Source organism: Mycobacterium sp. (assembly GCF_050701675.1).
In the GTDB taxonomy this organism is placed as follows: domain Bacteria; phylum Actinomycetota; class Actinomycetes; order Mycobacteriales; family Mycobacteriaceae; genus Mycobacterium.
On record NZ_JBOGDD010001138.1, the window covers coordinates 1 to 14,918 of the forward strand.

The window sequence follows — 14,918 nt, forward strand, 5'->3', positions numbered from 1 at the left end:
ACCGGGGGTCAGTTCCGTGTCGAGAGCATCGATCCGCAGCGCGACGAGATCCTGCTCGCGCGCAACGACCGGTACTGGGGCGAGCCCGCCAAACCGGACCAGATTCTGTTCCGGCGCGGGGGAGCGCCCGCGGTTCTGGCCGACTCGATTCGCAACGGCGATACGCAGGTCGCCCAGGTGCACGGCGGCCAGGCGGCCTTCATCCAATTGGGTGCGATCCCCGACGTGCGCACCGCTCGGATCGTGACACCACGGGTGATGCAGGTGACGTTGCGCGCGCAGCAACCCGATCTGGTCGACTCCCAGGTGCGCAAGGCGATCCTCGGCCTTCTCGACGTGGACCTGCTGGCCGCGGTCGGAGCGGGCAGCGACAACACGGTGACCCTGGCGCAGGCTCAGGTGCGGTCGCCGTCAGATCCGGGATACGTGCCCACCGCCCCTCCGGCCCTGAGTCGCGCGGCGGCGCTCGAACTGCTCAAGGACTCCGGCTACACCGTCGAGCAGGAGGTGCCCTCGGCCAGCCCGGCGCCAACGCCGACACCGAGCGGGGCACCGCCGACCAGGGGGCGGATCAGCAAGGACGGCAATCAGATGCAGTTCGTGGTCGGCGTGGCGGCCAACGACCCCACGTCGGTCGCCGTGGCGAACACGGCGGCCGACCAACTCCGCAGCGTCGGCATCGCCGCGTCCGTGCTGGCGCTCGACCCGCCCGCGCTGTACGGCGACGCCTTGGCGCAGAACCGGGTCGACGCGATCGTCGGCTGGCATCAGGCCGGTGGAGATCTGGCCACGGCTCTCGCGTCGCGCTATGGCTGCCCCGCCCTGGAGGCGACGCCCGTCGAGACCTCGCCGCCCAGTGAAACGCCGACGCCGACCAGTACGACGCCGTCGGTGAGCACGACGCCCTCACCGACGTCGAGCACCACCCCGACCGCAACCTCGCCGCCGCCGTCCTCCGGACTCGACCAACTGGTGCAGGCCCCCAGTAACTTGACCGGCATCTGCGATCGCAGCATTCAGCCGAACATCGAGGCCGCGCTGGACGGCAGCCAGCCCATCGGGGACGTTCTCACGGCGGTCGAGCCACGGTTGTGGAACATGTCAACGGTTCTTCCGATCTTGCAGGACACCACGATCGTCGCGGCAGGACCCAACGTTCGGAACGTCAGCCTGTCCGGGGCCGTACCCGTCGGCATCGTCGGCGACGCGAGCCAGTGGGTCAAGGGACCTCAGTAGCGGGTGCGTCGCGCGAGGTTGCGCTCGCGGAGCAACTGGATGCCGTGCGCCGTGAACGCCGCCGCCGCGAACACCAGGAACAACCACAGCGGCGGACGCGCGAGCTCCCAGACGAACAGGGCGGCGAATAGCGGTCCGCGCTGGGTGATCGCCAGCACGCCGGCCGCGCAGGCGAGTGACACCGCGGCGACGTGCAGATGAATCCCGGCCAGGTGGTTGATGGCAATGGTGACGACCGTTCCCGCGGCGGCGCCGGTGGCCAGTGCGGGGGTCATCAAGCCGCCGACCGCCCCAGCGCGCAGGTACACCGCCGTCAGGAACGGTTTCAGGAACAGGATCACGGCCGCCCCGCCGAGCGTCAGGCCGGAGTCGACGCTGACCGTGAGAATGCTGCGACCGTTGCCAGGCAGCTCCGGCCACCAGATCGAGCAGATCCCGGTCGCGAGGCCGGCCGCGGCGATCGCGGGCACCAGCATCCACGACCGGATCTGCGGCTTGGGGCGCACCCGCGTCATCAGCTTGTTGAAGGCGAGTCCAATGGCGACCGCCAGCGGTGCGATCGCGCACGCGAGGAACACCAGGAGGTAGGACAGGCTCGGTTCCGGCCAGACCAACGTGTGCTGGAGATGGGTGACCGGCGACGACACCGCCACGGCAAGGCTCGACGTGATCAGAGCCGTGCCCACCGCCCTCGGGTGCCACGTTCCGAGCAGGATGCGCACCGCGAAGACGGCACCGCCGAGCGGGACGCTGTAGACCGCACCCAGTCCGGCGCCCGCCGCGCACGCCAGCAGGATCTCGCGGTCACGGGCCGTCAGCGTCCAGCGCGACGTGCCCAGATCGCCGAGCGCGGCAGAGAACTGACGCGGCGCACCCTCGCGACCGAGCGACGCGCCCGACCCGACGAGTAGCACCTGAAGTCCGGCGTCGATGGACCACCGCCACCGGGGGATCGGCCGGTGTTCGGCGATCGTCGGCGACAGCGACGGGACGTCGCCACGCCGCCGCAGAATCCACCAACCGAAACCGGCGAGTGCGCCACCGATCATCGGCCCGACGGCGCGCCGCACCGGACTGCTGTCGCCGACGCCCGTCAACAGCGAACCGAAGGAGTAGTGGTACACGAGGTGTTCGACGGCCTGCAGAACCAAGGTGGTCGCCGCACCTGCCACCCCGGCGAGCAGACCGATGACGACGACGGCACATGCGTACTCAACGGCGCGCCGTGTCACGCGGTGAATCTATCTTGTACAGATGCAAAGCCCACGGCTGTTGTTCGTCCACGCCCACCCCGACGACGAGACGTTGACCACCGGCGCCACCATCGCCCACTACGTGGCGCGCGGCGCGGAGGTGCGGGTCGTGACGTGCACGCTCGGTGAGGAAGGCGAGGTCATCGGTGAGCGTTGGGCTCACCTCGCCGTCGACGGCGCCGATCAACTGGGTGGCTACCGCATCGGTGAATTGTCTTCGGCACTGGGTCATTTGGGTGTCGCAGAGCCGATCTTCCTCGGGGGGGCCGGCCGGTGGCGCGACTCGGGAATGGACGGCACGCCGCCTCGGCACCAGCAGCGCTTCGTCGACGCCGACCCGGGTGAATCCGTGGGGGCGCTCGTCGCGATCATCCGCGATCTGAGGCCACACGTCGTCGTCACCTACGACCCCAACGGCGGGTACGGGCACCCCGACCACGTCCACGCCCATCGGGTGACGACGGCGGCGGTAGCCGCCTCGGCCGGGTCCGACTACCCGGGTGAGCCCTGGCAGGTGCCCAAGTTCTACTGGACCGTGACGGCGCGCAGCACCTTCACCGACGGTGAGCGTGAACTGGCGCAGGCCGGTCTCCCGTCCGACTGGATCCTCGCTCCGGCCGCCGAGTTTCGGTTCGCCTATGCCGATGGTGACATCGATGCCGTCGTCGACGCGCCGGAGAGTCGCGCCGCGAAGGTAGCCGCGCTCCGCGCGCACGCCACGCAGGTGACCGTGGAGTCCGGTGGCCGGGCATGCGCGCTGTCCAACCTGTTTGCGCTGCCGATATCCGCGAGTGAGCACTTCGTGCTCGCCGCGGGCGTGGCGGGCGAGCAAGACGGCCGCGGTTGGGAAGTCGACCTCCTGGCCGGACTGAACCTGGGATAGCGCGATCGGGACGGGGTACGCTGCGATGAATCAGCGGCCCGAGGAAGGGATGGCGATGGACCCGGATCTGGATCCCAACCTGCAGCACTGGCAAGACCGTCTGGACAGCTACCAGTGGGTCGTCGGCTCGCTGGTTGGGCTGCTCGACAGCGTTCCCACCTGATCGCAGGGCCGTCCAGCTGGGTGCGCTTCGCCGTACTCGCGGTTCTCACTCTCGATGGTGTTCTGTCCGCGGTGGCGGGCGCCTTCCTTCTCCCGCTCTACGTCGGAGCGGTCCCACTGCCCGTCAGCGGGCTGATCAGCGGTCTGGCCAATGCGGCGTTCGTCTGGGCCGCGCTGCAGTGGACGTCGAGCCCACGACTCGCCATGCTGCCGCTCTGGTCCTGGCTGGCCACGACGGCCGTGCTGACGCTCGGCGGGCCGGGGGGCGACATCGTGCTCAGCGGTGCGGGCGTCATGCAGTTGGCGCCGCTGGTGTTCCTCGTCCTCGGCGCCGCACCGCCCGCATACGTGCTGTGGCGACAGACGTCGAAGGTCGGTGGCTAGCCCTTCTCGGGTGAGTCGTTGTCGTCGCTGGACTTGTCGGGTCCGCTTCTCGCGGGCTGCGTCCCGTCGGATCCCTTCTTGCCGACGTGCTTCTTCATGCCGTCCCTCTTGACGGAGTCATTTCTCGGCTCGTGCTTCTTCGAGGTCGGCTTCTCCTGAGTGTCCTTCTTCTCCGCATCCTTCGCTGGGCGGTCCTTCGTCGGGGCGTCCTCGTCCGGAGTCGCCTTCTCGCCGTCGGGCTTCTCATCGCCAACGGTGCTTTCCTCCGCGGAGGACGGGGTTCCTGCGGTCGGGTTGCCGGGCCGTAGGTCGCCCTGCGCCTGGACCGTTCCGGACGACGACGTCGTGGGGGGTGCTTCCTCGGCTTCCTCAGCTGTGGTTTCCGCCGCGAGTGTCACGGTGTCTTCGTTCTCGACGTTCTCGAGCGTGACGGTGCCCGGTGTGTCGGCAGCCGAATCGATGACGCCCTCGACCTCGCCGAGAACCTCTTCGCCGGTCACTTGGCCACCGGGTGCGTCCGCGGCCTCGGGGTCCACGGTCTTCTCGGTGAGAGTGGTCTCGTCGGCGAAGTCGGTGGCCATCATGGTCATCGCCTCGCCCGGTTCCGTCAGTTCGGTGGTCTGCACGGCCGAGAACGGCAGGGAGATCGGCGGAAGGGGTGGAATGGGTGGCAGTGGTGGCAGCCAGAACGCCAGCTGCGCGTTGGCCAGGAAGATGAACGCATTGATCGTGTCGATGGCGACGTTGACCAGCCCCTGGACGAAGCTCTGCTGGCGGTCCAGCCAATCGGCGACGTTGAACGTGATGCTCCTGACGATCCGCTCGCCGAAGTCGTAGAAGATGGAGATCTGTGGCGCCAACCATCCGACCCACGGAACCCAACCGACCGCGTAGGCAGCGACGTCGAAGCCCCACTCGACCCACGGCTCGACGGCGTTGTAGACCCACTTGATGCTGCTGCCGATGGACGTGGGTGCAACGACCGGCGGAAACTGCGGGGTGGGGAACGTCGCACGGGCGCTGGGCCGAGTCACGAACCCCTGCAGCCAGTCGGTGAGTAGCGCCGGAGGCGCAGTGGATGCCACCAGGGGCTGAACGGAGGCGGCTAGCCGCGGCTGAGGCACGACCCTGGCCACGCCCGCCGATGCCGACGGCGACGGGTGGGCGTCCGGTGGAGGCGGGGTGAAGACGATCGTCGCGGCGGTCATCGCAGCCACGCCTGCGGTCATGAACGGGCGAACCGGAACGGACATGTCGAACCCCCTACGACGCGGCGGTCCGCGATCTCGATGAACTTACGCGAGGGTCAATAGAGCTGGGGCTGCATTCACCGAGGTGCCCAGGACGTGGCGCAGCCCGGTGCGGGCCGCTGCGACTACTGTGGCCCCTATGCCAGGCGCAGGGGTTTCAGATTGTGAGACGCGCGGATGATTCTCGACGGCCGCGGGGTTACAGGGGAGTGGCTCTGAACCCCCAGCGAGGCGCCGATCTGCCCATCCCCACCCTGCCTTCGAAGTTTGGCGCAGCAGGTGTGGACCAATCGGCAGCAAGTCCCGCGCCCCCTAGTCCTGCTGCGCTGCGACGCGTTCTTCGGCGAGCCCGCGACGGGGTGGCGCTCAACGTGGAGGAAGCGGCGATCGCGATGACGGCGCGCGGCGCGGATCTGGAGGATCTCAGCGCCAGCGCGGCCAGGGTCCGCGACGCGGGTCTGACCGCGGCCGGCCGGTTCGGTCCGACGGGCAAGCTGCCTGTCACGTACTCCCGCAAGGTCTTCATCCCGATCACCCACCTGTGCCGCGACACCTGTCACTACTGCACGTTCGTCACCGTCCCCGGCAAGCTGCGGGCGGCGGGCAAGGGCATGTTCATGGAGCCCGACGAGATACTCGACGTCGCCCGCCGGGGTGCCGAGTTGGGTTGCAAGGAAGCGTTGTTCACCCTCGGTGACCGACCCGAGGCGCGGTGGGACGAGGCCAGGCAGTGGCTCGACGAGCGCGGTTACGACTCGACCCTGGAGTACGTCCGGGCGATGGCCATCCGGGTGCTCGAGGAGACCGGTCTGCTGCCGCATCTGAACCCCGGCGTGATGAGCTGGTCGGAGCTCTCGAGCCTCAAGCCGGTCGCCCCGTCGATGGGCATGATGCTGGAGACCACCTCACGGCGGCTGTTCGAGACCAAGGGTCTGGCCCATTACGGCAGTCCCGACAAGGATCCGACGGTGCGGCTGCGCACCCTGGATGACGCGGGTCGCTTGTCGGTGCCCTTCACCACCGGCTTGTTGGTCGGCATCGGTGAGAACTTGACCGAGCGCGCCGAGACGATGCACGCGATTCGCCGCTCCCACAAGGAGTTCGGCCACGTGCAGGAAGTCATCGTGCAGAACTTCCGGGCCAAGGACCACACCGCCATGGCCTCCACCCCGGATGCCGGGATCGAGGACTTCCTGGCGACCGTCGCGGTCACCCGGCTGGTGCTGGGCCCGAAGATGCGCATCCAGGCGCCACCGAACCTGGTCTCCCGCGAGGAGTGCCTGGCGCTGATCGGTGCCGGCGTGGACGACTGGGGTGGCGTCTCACCGCTGACACCGGATCACGTCAATCCCGAACGGCCCTGGCCCGCCTTGGACGAGCTGGCCGCGGTCACCGCAGAGGCGGGCTATGACCTGGTGCAGCGTCTGACGGCCCAGCCGCAGTACGTGCAGGCGGGCGCGGCGTGGATCGATCCGCGGGTTCGCGGACACGTCGACGCGCTGGCGGATCCCGAGACGGGGTTCGCGCGCGACGTGAACCCGGCCGGGCAGCCGTGGCAGGAGCCGGATGAGGCCACCGAGTCGCTGGGCCGGACGGATCTGAACACGGCGATCGACTCCGAGGGCCGGCTGACCGAGACGCGCAGCGACCTCGGTAGCGCGTTCGGCGACTGGGAGTCCATTCGCGCCAAGGTCGACGAGTTGGCGGCGCGGGCCCCCGAGCGCATCGACACCGACGTGCTGGCCGCACTGCGATCGGCGGAGCGCAACCCCGCCGGGTGCAGTGACGACGAGTACCACGCCCTGGCCACCGCTGACGGCCCGGCGATGGATGCTGTTGCCGCACTTGCCGATTCACTTCGCCGCGACGTGGTGGGTGACGACGTGACGTTCGTGGTCAACCGCAACATCAACTTCACCAACATCTGCTACACCGGTTGCCGGTTCTGCGCCTTCGCCCAACGCAAGGGTGACGCGGATGCGTTCTCGCTGTCCACCGACGACGTCGCGGACCGGGCCTGGGAGGCGCACGTCGCCGGGGCCACCGAGGTCTGCATGCAGGGTGGTATCGATCCCGAACTGCCCGTCACCGGGTACGCCGATCTGGTGCGTGCCGTCAAGGCGCGGGTGCCGTCGATGCACGTGCACGCGTTCTCGCCGATGGAGATCTCCAATGGCGTCACCAAGAGTGGCACCAGCGTTCGCGAGTGGCTGACCAACCTGCGCGAAGCCGGGCTCGGTTCCATTCCGGGCACCGCCGCGGAGATCCTCGACGACGAGGTCCGCTGGGTACTGACCAAGGGCAAGCTGCCGACGTCGGCGTGGATCGACGTCATCACCACGGCGCACGAGGTCGGGCTGCGCTCGTCCTCGACGATGATGTACGGCCACGTCGACACCCCGCGACACTGGGTCGGACACCTCAACGTGCTCCGCGGCATCCAGGACCGCACCGGTGGCTTCACCGAGTTCGTGCCACTGCCGTTCGTGCACCAGTCCTCGCCGCTGTACCTGGCGGGTGGCGCTCGGCCGGGTCCGACGCACCGCGACAATCGTGCGGTGCATGCATTGGCGCGAATCATGCTGCACGGCAGGATTTCCAACATTCAGACCAGCTGGGTCAAGCTGGGTGTCGAGCGCACGCAGGTGATGCTCAACGGTGGCGCCAACGACCTGGGCGGAACCCTGATGGAGGAGACCATCTCGCGGATGGCGGGCTCGGAGAACGGGTCGGCCAAGTCGGTGGAGGAGTTGGTCGCCATCGCCGAGGGCATCGGCCGCCCGGCGCGTCAGCGCAGCACGACCTACGAGGCCCTCGCCGCCTGACCCCCCTCGCGCACTTCTCCCGCGAGCGTGCGTGTCTGAACCCGACACGCCGCTCCGTGAGTGACGAATTCGCACGTTCGTCGCGCGGAAATCGCGCATCATTGAGCCAATTGCCAGGCTCGGCACGTATACAGAAGGACGGTCCATCGTCCTTCCGCCGAGCCTCAGGAGCACGCCGTGACCACGCTTTGGGGATTGCCCGCCCACGCACTGCTCGTACACGCCGTCGTCGTCCTGGCCCCTATGACGGCCGCGCTCGAGATCCTTTGCGGGTTCTGGCCGGCCGCGCGGCGCCGGTTCGTGTGGCTGGTGGTCGCCCTCGCTGGTGCGACGACGGTGCTGACACCGCTCACCACCGAGGCCGGTGACTGGCTGTATGACCAACAGGCCCAGGTCAGCCCGGTCCTGCAGGAGCACGCCGAGCGCGGCGGTTGGATGATCTACTTCTCCGTCGCGCTGCTGATGGTGGCGTTGGCCCAGGCAGTTCTACACGTGCTCGAGGGTCGGTCCGACGCGCCGAAGAAGGTCGCCGCCGCCGTGGTCGCAGTCGTGGCGTTGGTCGTCGGGGTCTCCTCGATCGTGACAGTGGCGCGGATCGGGCACTCCGGCGCGGAGTCCGTGTGGGGCAGCTTTGGCTGACCGCCGGTCGGCGCTTTCCCGTAAGAGGTGCAAGTCAGTGGACGTGACCTCACCTCAGACGCACACCGTCGACGGACGGCCGCCGGCGGTGCTCAACGCGCTGGTGGTCAACGACGACATGGTCGGTCGGGACGGACACCGGTCACCACGACTGCCGATCGACGCACTGGCGTCACTTCGCCAGTAGGTCGGAACAAATTCGGACTGCGGTCCGTTTAGACTGGGTGAGGCGCCGGGAAGGCCGGCCCCAAGCCAAGGAGACCTACACATGACCACATCCGTAGCGAGCGACCTCAGCACCGGCACCTGGGCGATCGATCCCGTCCACTCGTCGGTTGGCTTCTCGGTGCGCCACCTGGTGGTGAGCAAGGTGCGCGGCACCTTCGAGACGTTCAGCGGCGCCGTCGTCGTCGCCGAGGACGGCACTCCGTCGGTGAGCGCCGAGATCGCGATCGATTCGATCCACACCGGCAATGAGGGCCGCGACGCCCACGTGAAGGCCGCTGACTTCTTCGACGTCGAGAAGTACCCCACCGCATCCTTCGTCTCGACCGGCGTGAAGGCCGACGGCGACGACTACGTCCTCGATGGCGATTTCACCCTCAAGGGCGTCACCAAGCCGGTATCGCTGAAGCTGGAGTTCAACGGCGTCAACCCGGGCATGGGCCACGGCGAGGTCGCAGGCTTCGAGGCGACGGTCGTGCTGAACCGCAAGGACTTCGGCATCGACTTCGACGCGCCGCTCGAGACCGGTGGCGCGGTCGTGGGCGACAAGGTCACCATCACCCTGGCGATCGAGGCCCTCAAGCAGGCCTGACCCTTCCACGCGACTTGTGCACGCCCGCCCGCGTTCACCACGGTGTGGCGTGCGCAAGTCGCGGTGGAGGCTACAGGCGCGCGGCCAACTCCGTGCCCTGGCGGATGGCCCGCTTGGCGTCGATTTCCGCGGCGACGTCGGCGCCGCCGATGACACGTGGCTCGACGCCGTTGCGGCGCAGCCCTTCTTCGAGATCACGCACCGACTGCTGCCCGGCGCAGATGACGACGTTGTCGACGGCGAGCACACGGGGGTCGGAGCGGTCGGATCCGAAGCTGATGTGTAGGCCGTCGTCGTCGATGCGCTCGTAGTTGACGCCCGAGAGTTGTTGCACCCCCTTGGCCTTCAGTGAGGCGCGGTGCACCCATCCGGTGGTCTTGCCCAACCCACGGCCCTGTGGTCCCTTGGTCCGCTGCAACAGGTAGACCTCACGCGCCGGCGGCAGCGGGATCGGAGTCGTCAGGCCGCCGCGGTTCTCCTGCGGGGCATCGGATGGGTCCAACACACCCCATTCGGCCTTCCACTCCTTCAGGTTCAGTGTCGGCGACTCGTCTGTTACCAGGAACTCGCTGACGTCGAAACCGATGCCGCCGGCGCCAATCACTGCCACGCTCTTGCCGATCGGGGCGCCCAGGATGGCGTCGGCGTAGGACAGCACCATCGGGTGGTCGATGCCAGGGATGTCGGGCATCCGGGGTGAAACTCCGGTGGCCAGTACGACGTCGTCGAACCCCGACAGCACGTCGACCGTGGCGCGAACCCCCAATCGCAGCTCCACGGCGTGCTTTTCAAGCATCCGGGTGTAGTAGCGGATGGTCTCGTTGAACTCCTCCTTGCCGGGAATCCTTCTGGCCAGGTCGAATTGGCCGCCGATCGTGGCGCCGGCCTCGAACAGCGTGACCGCGTGGCCACGCTCGGCGGCCGTCACCGCTGCGGACAGCCCGGCGGGACCGGCGCCGACGACGGCTACCCGCCTCGCACGTCGCGTCGGCCCGAGCACCAGTGTCGTCTCGTGGCCCGCCCGCGGGTTGAGCAGGCACGACACGGTCTTGTGGACGAATGCGTGGTCCAGACACGCCTGGTTGCAGGCGATGCACGTGTTGATCTCTTCGGCGGCGTCCGCCTGCGCCTTGTTCACCCACTCGGGATCGGACAGCAGGGGCCTGGCCATGGAGACCAGCTGCACGCGCCCGTCGGCGAGGATCTGCTCGCACGCCTGTGGCATGTTGATGCGGTTGGACGCGACGACCGGAATCCGGACGTGTTCGGCCAGTGCGTTGCTGACGTCGACGAAGGCGGCATTGGGCACCGACGTGACGATGGTGGGCACGCGCGCTTCGTGCCAGCCGATGCCGGTGTTGATGATCGTCGCACCGGCCGCCTCGACTTCGGTTGCCAGCGAAACGATCTCGTCCCAACTCTGTCCGTCGTCGACGTAGTCGACCATGGACATCCGGTAGCAGACGATGAAGTCGCGGCCCACGGCCTCGCGCGTGCGCCGGACGATCTCGACGGGCATCCTTCGGCGCTTCTGGGGCGTGCCGCCCCACGCATCCGTCCGCTTGTTGGTCCGCGGCGCGAGGAACTGGTTGAGCAGATAGCCTTCGCTGCCCATGATCTCGACGCCGTCGTATCCGGCTTCGCGGGCCAGCAACGCGCAGCGGACGAAGTCGTCGATGGTTCCCTCGACGTCGCGCAACGCTCTGGGTCGGAACGGGTTGATGGGCGCCTTGATCGACGAGGCGCTGACCGAAAGTGGATGGTAGGCATAGCGTCCCGCATGCAGAATCTGCAGCAGGATCTTGCCACCCTCGGTGTGTACGGCCGTGGTGATGCGACGGTGTCGCCGGGCCTCTGACGAGGAGATCATCTGTGCGGCGAACGGCAGCAGCCACCCGGTGCGGTTTGGGGCGTACCCGCCGGTGATGATGAGCCCGACCCCGCCGCGGGCTCGCTCGGCGAAGTACGCGGCCAGCCGGTCGGTGTCACGCGCCCGGTCCTCCAGGCCCGTGTGCATCGAACCCATCACGACCCGGTTGCGCAGCGTGGTGAAGCCAAGGTCCAGCGGGGCCAACAGGTTCGGGTACGGGCTGGTCATGCATCGCCTCCAAGCGCGGTCAGCACCTCGTCGAGCCAGCGCAGCGATCCCTCTTCGGCGAGAATCCCGCCGCGCAGCACCAGGTGCTGGTGCATCGCCGCTCCGTCCAACGCCGACGGGTTGGGGAATTGGTGTTTCTCGAAACCCAGGTAGGTGTCGAGGAGTTGGGCCCGCTCACCCCGCAGGGCGGCGACCTGGAGGCGCAGTGCGTCGACGTCGCCGTACGCGGCGCCACGGATCTTCACGGCAAGGTCGCGGGTGCGCGAGTCGGTCAGGGAGCTGCCCCGTCCGGTGAGGGGCTCGGCGATCCAGCGGGCCAACTCGCCGCGGCCGCCGTCGGTGACGCCGTAGACCTTCTTGTCCGGTCTGCCGTGTTGTTCGACGACGTCGACCGACACCCAGCCGTCGTCCTCCATTGCGCGCAACGTCCGGTAGATCTGCTGATGCGTGGCGGCCCAGAAGTAACCGATGGACCGGTCGAAGCGGCGGGCCAGCTCGTAGCCGGAGCCGGTCTGCTCACTCAGCGACACCAGGATCGCGTGGGGGAGTGCCACGTCCGGGAGCCTAGGTGCTACCGGCGGTCCTATGCAACTAGTTGCACCTACGAGGGTAGACACACTCGAAAAGCTGACTGGTCGACTTGTATGTGCGACGTCTAGTATCAGTAACCACGCGCCACCCGTAGCGGGCAGCGCGTGAAGTTAGGACACACTGAGACAGGCGTCCAGGTATGGGCAACGCATACTTGCTTCGGCTTCTCGGGGGTCCTACCGAGTCCCAACCGACCAGCAGCCCCCTGGACAGGAGAGACATCAGTGACGTACACCATTGCCGAACCCTGTGTCGACATCAAAGACAAGGCATGTATCGAGGAATGCCCCGTCGACTGCATCTACGAGGGCGCACGCATGCTGTACATCCACCCCGACGAGTGCGTGGACTGTGGTGCGTGCGAGCCGGTGTGCCCCGTCGAGGCCATCTACTACGAGGACGACGTCCCGGATCAGTGGAGCGGCTACACCCAGCACAACGCGGACTTCTTCGCGGAGTTGGGGTCGCCGGGCGGCGCGTCCAAGGTCGGGCAGACCGACAACGACCCACAGGTCATCAAGGACATGCCCCCGCAGAGCGAGGACTGACCAACGACCAGGCTGCTCACCGGCCCGCTTTCCGGGTCACTTCCGGTCTTCCCATGGGACACGTTGGCCGAGGTTTCGGCCACGGCCAGGTCACACCCCGACGGCATCGTCGACCTCTCGGTCGGCACCCCCGTAGACGAGGTGGCTCCCGTGATCAGGCATGCCCTCGCCGCGGCCAGTTCCGCACCCGGATACCCGACCACCGCGGGGACTCCTGCCTTGCGCGCCTCTGCGGTCGCGGCGCTGCGTCGTCGCTACGGCATCACCGACCTCGCCGCTGACGCCGTGTTGCCCGTCATCGGCACCAAGGAACTCATCGCCTGGTTGCCGACGCTGCTCGGTCTCACCGCTGACGACGTCGTCGTCGTCCCCGAGTTGGCCTACCCGACCTACGACGTCGGGGCGCGGCTGGCGCGTGCCGAGGTCGTGGCTGCGGATTCGCTGACGCAACTCGGGCCCCGGGTGCCCAAGCTGATCTACGTCAACTCGCCGAGCAACCCGACGGGCGCTGTTCTGGGCGTCGAGCACCTCCGCAAGGTCGTGCAGTGGGCGCGTCACCGAGGGGCGATAGTCGCCTCCGACGAGTGCTACCTCGGGCTGGGCTGGGATGCCGCGGAGGCTCCCGTGTCGGTGCTGCATCCCTCGGTGTGCGGTGGTGACCACACCGGTCTGCTCGCCATCCACTCGCTGTCGAAGACGTCGTCACTCGCCGGATACCGGGCGGGATTCGTCGCGGGCGATCCCGCGGTGGTCGCCGAACTGCTCGCGGTGCGCAAGCACGCCGGAATGATGGTGCCGACGCCGATTCAGGCCGCGATGGTCGCCGCCCTCGACGACGACGCACACGAGGTGGAACAGAAGGCGCGCTACGCGCGGCGGCGCGACGTGCTGTTGGCGGCCGTCCTCGGCGCCGGTTTCACCGTCGACCACTCCGAGGCGGGCCTCTATCTGTGGGCGACGCGGGACGAACCATGCCGGGACACCGTCGCCTCGCTGGCGGAGCTCGGAATCCTGGTCGCACCTGGGGAGTTCTACGGACCCCGCGGCGGCAGGCACGTGCGGATGGCGCTGACCGCCACCGACGAGCGGATCGACGCGGCCGTTCGACGTCTGGCAGCGTCGTAACACCCCCTTCGCCGAACGTGGATTACCCACACGGTCTTAGGCGATTTAGCGTGGATCAACCACACATTCGGCGAGCCAAGGGCAGCCCGCCGCTTCGAGCGCAGAATAGGTGCGTTGGACGATCACCCATGGCCGATATCGCAGGAAATCGGCGCTGACCCGGATGATTCGCCAGCCGAGCGCCACGAGCTTGGCGTGCCTGTCGATGTCACGCGCGTATTGCTCAGGGTCGGTCCAGTGTTGCTCGCCGTCATATTCGACGCCGACCCGATAGTCCTCCCAGCCCATGTCGATGCGGGCAAAGGGGTACCCGGTCTCGTCGAGCACCTTGATTTGGGTCTGTGGTCTGCGGAATTTGGCGGCCAGCAACAGCAGACGGGTCCGGGTTTCCTGTGGTGATTCGGCGCCACTGTCCATCACTTCGAGCACCTCGCGCAACTGCACCAGTCCGCGTGCTCCGCGATGGAATTTAACCAGAGGGTTAACACGGTTGGCGGTCAGCCCCGTGGCGTTGGCGAGCGCATCTACGCGAATCACGGCTTGTTCCAGTCCCTTTCGTCGACCAAGATCGAACGCCGTGCGCGCAGGCGTGGTGACCGGGATTGCTCGGATCTCGCAGACCTCATCGTCCCGTAGTCGTTCGCGGTGGACGATGATGCCATTGGCGCCGATTTCGGACCGCGTGAGCTCGGCGGGTTCGTCGGCGGCAATCCACTTCGCTCCGTGCAGCGCGGACGCCGATAGTCCCGCGACGGTTGCCCTGCGTCCCGACCATAGCCAGGCGGCCAGCGCACGATCTGCGGCCGTCAGCGCTTCGCCGTTCGAGACATATACGTTGCGGTAGATCAGCTGGTTTCGAGTGCGGAGGGTCCGTTTCGTGAACTGACCGGCCGCCAACGCTTCGCTGCCGAGGAACGGCACGGATGAGATATTCATGCGGCCACGAAAGCAATGCGGTTCGACCGGCAAGGCCGTTACGGCAGGCGAACGGGCCTCCTCGTGGATGAACTGCGCACTGTGGATCGTTGGCCGAACGTGGATTACCCCCACGCTCTCGCGAAGAAAGCGTGGGGGTAGTCCACGTTCGGCGCAAAAGGGGGGCTAGCT

At 67.8% G+C, this 14,918-nt stretch carries 15 protein-coding genes; 10 read left to right on the plus strand and 5 right to left on the minus strand.

The features are described 5' to 3' along the window. Positions 1-1,236 (plus strand): ABC transporter substrate-binding protein (locus ACRDUX_RS35220; RefSeq protein ID WP_526421217.1); only part of this gene is annotated, 1,236 nt, incomplete at its 5' end. Here the strand turns inward: ACRDUX_RS35220 and ACRDUX_RS35225 are convergent. Further along, positions 1,230-2,468: a chloride channel protein gene (locus ACRDUX_RS35225; protein WP_526421219.1), complete on the minus strand. Its 1,239-nt coding sequence runs from the start codon at positions 2,466-2,468 to the stop codon at positions 1,230-1,232. The genes ACRDUX_RS35220 and ACRDUX_RS35225 overlap by 7 nt on opposite strands. 22 nt (positions 2,469-2,490) lie before the next feature. Here ACRDUX_RS35225 and mshB point away from each other — a divergent pair, with 22 nt between their 5' ends. Genes mshB through ACRDUX_RS35240 form a run of 3 tightly spaced genes read left to right on the plus strand, consistent with a single transcriptional unit; the run spans position 2,491 to position 3,918 of the window. Continuing rightward, entirely contained in the window at positions 2,491-3,372 is an 882-nt protein-coding gene (gene mshB, locus ACRDUX_RS35230; RefSeq protein ID WP_526421221.1) for an N-acetyl-1-D-myo-inositol-2-amino-2-deoxy-alpha-D-glucopyranoside deacetylase, read from the plus strand. 25 nt (positions 3,373-3,397) lie between these two features. Next, on the plus strand, positions 3,398-3,535 hold the full coding sequence (locus ACRDUX_RS35235; protein ID WP_526421245.1) for a hypothetical protein: 138 nt from the start codon (positions 3,398-3,400) through the stop codon (positions 3,533-3,535). Continuing rightward, a complete protein-coding gene (locus tag ACRDUX_RS35240; RefSeq protein WP_526421239.1) occupies positions 3,532-3,918 on the plus strand; it encodes a hypothetical protein in 387 nt (128 codons plus the stop codon). Before ACRDUX_RS35235 ends, ACRDUX_RS35240 begins: the two co-directional genes overlap by 4 nt. Here the strand turns inward: ACRDUX_RS35240 and ACRDUX_RS35245 are convergent. Then, positions 3,915-5,171: a hypothetical protein gene (locus ACRDUX_RS35245; RefSeq protein ID WP_526421223.1), complete on the minus strand. Its 1,257-nt coding sequence runs from the start codon at positions 5,169-5,171 to the stop codon at positions 3,915-3,917. The genes ACRDUX_RS35240 and ACRDUX_RS35245 overlap by 4 nt on opposite strands. A gap of 278 nt (positions 5,172-5,449) precedes the next feature. On the opposite strand from ACRDUX_RS35245, the gene ACRDUX_RS35250 reads away from it, so the two are divergent. The 4 genes from ACRDUX_RS35250 (at position 5,450) to ACRDUX_RS35265 (ending at position 9,449) form a co-directional block, all read left to right on the plus strand. Beyond that, positions 5,450-7,993, plus strand: a complete 2,544-nt coding sequence (locus ACRDUX_RS35250; RefSeq protein ID WP_526421241.1) for a bifunctional FO biosynthesis protein CofGH — start codon at positions 5,450-5,452, stop codon at positions 7,991-7,993. Between the two features lie 177 nt (positions 7,994-8,170). Next, positions 8,171-8,632: a DUF2231 domain-containing protein gene (locus tag ACRDUX_RS35255; protein WP_526421225.1), complete on the plus strand. Its 462-nt coding sequence runs from the start codon at positions 8,171-8,173 to the stop codon at positions 8,630-8,632. A gap of 43 nt (positions 8,633-8,675) precedes the next feature. After that, positions 8,676-8,819 (plus strand): hypothetical protein, encoded by a 144-nt coding sequence (locus ACRDUX_RS35260; protein WP_526421227.1) that lies wholly within the window; start codon positions 8,676-8,678, stop codon positions 8,817-8,819. Positions 8,820-8,900: 81 nt separating this feature from the next. Then, a complete protein-coding gene (locus ACRDUX_RS35265) occupies positions 8,901-9,449 on the plus strand; it encodes a YceI family protein (RefSeq protein ID WP_526421229.1) in 549 nt (182 codons plus the stop codon). Positions 9,450-9,519: 70 nt separating this feature from the next. Here the strand turns inward: ACRDUX_RS35265 and ACRDUX_RS35270 are convergent, their stop codons facing one another. Both ACRDUX_RS35270 and ACRDUX_RS35275 read right to left on the minus strand, forming a co-directional pair. Further along, the gene (locus tag ACRDUX_RS35270) at positions 9,520-11,547 is read right to left on the minus strand and encodes an oxidoreductase (protein WP_526421231.1); all 2,028 of its coding nucleotides are present in this window, start codon (positions 11,545-11,547) and stop codon (positions 9,520-9,522) included. Beyond that, on the minus strand, positions 11,544-12,101 hold the full coding sequence (locus tag ACRDUX_RS35275) for a PadR family transcriptional regulator (protein WP_526421233.1): 558 nt from the start codon (positions 12,099-12,101) through the stop codon (positions 11,544-11,546). The genes ACRDUX_RS35270 and ACRDUX_RS35275 overlap by 4 nt, the downstream gene beginning before the upstream one ends. Positions 12,102-12,362: 261 nt before the next feature. On the opposite strand from ACRDUX_RS35275, the gene fdxA reads away from it, so the two are divergent. Together fdxA and dapC are read left to right on the plus strand one after the other, a co-directional pair. After that, entirely contained in the window at positions 12,363-12,686 is a 324-nt protein-coding gene (gene fdxA, locus ACRDUX_RS35280; protein ID WP_526421235.1) for a ferredoxin, read from the plus strand. A gap of 12 nt (positions 12,687-12,698) precedes the next feature. Further along, on the plus strand, positions 12,699-13,811 hold the full coding sequence (gene dapC, locus ACRDUX_RS35285; protein ID WP_526421243.1) for a succinyldiaminopimelate transaminase: 1,113 nt from the start codon (positions 12,699-12,701) through the stop codon (positions 13,809-13,811). A 45-nt stretch (positions 13,812-13,856) separates the two neighbouring features. On the opposite strand, the gene ACRDUX_RS35290 is transcribed toward dapC, so the two are convergent. Further along, positions 13,857-14,747, minus strand: a complete 891-nt coding sequence (locus ACRDUX_RS35290) for a hypothetical protein (RefSeq protein WP_526421237.1) — start codon at positions 14,745-14,747, stop codon at positions 13,857-13,859. Positions 14,748-14,918 lie beyond the last annotated feature (171 nt).

Bases quoted from the DNA above. Each gene is read 5' to 3' on its own strand.
- ACRDUX_RS35270 (WP_526421231.1), bottom strand. From the start codon at position 11,547: ATGACCAGCCCGTACCCGAACCTGTTGGCCCCGCTGGACCTTGGCTTC.
- mshB (WP_526421221.1), top strand. From the start codon at position 2,491: ATGCAAAGCCCACGGCTGTTGTTCGTCCACGCCCACCCCGACGACGAG.
- ACRDUX_RS35265 (WP_526421229.1), top strand. From the start codon at position 8,901: ATGACCACATCCGTAGCGAGCGACCTCAGCACCGGCACCTGGGCGATC.
- ACRDUX_RS35235 (WP_526421245.1), top strand. From the start codon at position 3,398: ATGAATCAGCGGCCCGAGGAAGGGATGGCGATGGACCCGGATCTGGAT.
- ACRDUX_RS35245 (WP_526421223.1), bottom strand. From the start codon at position 5,171: ATGTCCGTTCCGGTTCGCCCGTTCATGACCGCAGGCGTGGCTGCGATG.
- ACRDUX_RS35290 (WP_526421237.1), bottom strand. From the start codon at position 14,747: ATGAATATCTCATCCGTGCCGTTCCTCGGCAGCGAAGCGTTGGCGGCC.